Below are 505 nucleotides of genomic sequence, written 5' to 3'. Positions count from 1 at the left end.
ACTATGAATCAAAAAGCCGTCACGTTCGCCTTTTGCATAGTTCATTAGTTCTTTCATAGCTTGATCTAGCGAAGAATTTTTCTTTGCCATCTTTTTACGCAGTCTTTTTTTCAACTAAATCACTCCTCTATTCTTTGCTGGTGTCATTGATCGTGATTTCATATCCAACGACTTTTCGCCCACGCTTTAAGGTTGTGACGAAAAATGAAACTGACATCTTATCAGATAATTCTTCAATAGCACGAGTAATTACTTTTTGAAAAAATTGACCTGCAGGAAGGCGTTTGTCTTTACCAAGAAACCAAGATTCCCATTCTTCCAAATCACCTGTAATCGTTGTGTGTTTTTCTTTTCCTCTACGGTAGGATTCCCAGAGTTTTAACATTATGAGAGCATATTTCCCATTGATCCGAGATAATTCACCTAAACGAAAGCTATAAAACTTTTCTTTGAGATCAAGAACGTATGGAGCTGAATCAGCAGAAAATTTGAATCTTACTAACCC

The 505-nt window shown here is 36.4% G+C and carries 1 protein-coding gene; it reads right to left on the bottom strand.

The features are described from left to right. Window positions 1–127: 127 nt before the first annotated feature. Window positions 128–505 (bottom strand): replication initiation protein (locus tag ACFQNJ_RS19350; RefSeq protein WP_382260384.1); only part of this gene is annotated, 378 nt, incomplete at its 5' end.

Origin of the sequence: Hydrogenophaga bisanensis, from assembly GCF_042665135.1 — a bacterium.
Taxonomy (GTDB): Bacteria; Pseudomonadota; Gammaproteobacteria; order Burkholderiales; family Burkholderiaceae_C; genus Hydrogenophaga; species Hydrogenophaga bisanensis.
Note: the sequence above shows the minus strand (reverse complement) of the source record. Positions and strands in the feature narration are given on the sequence as shown.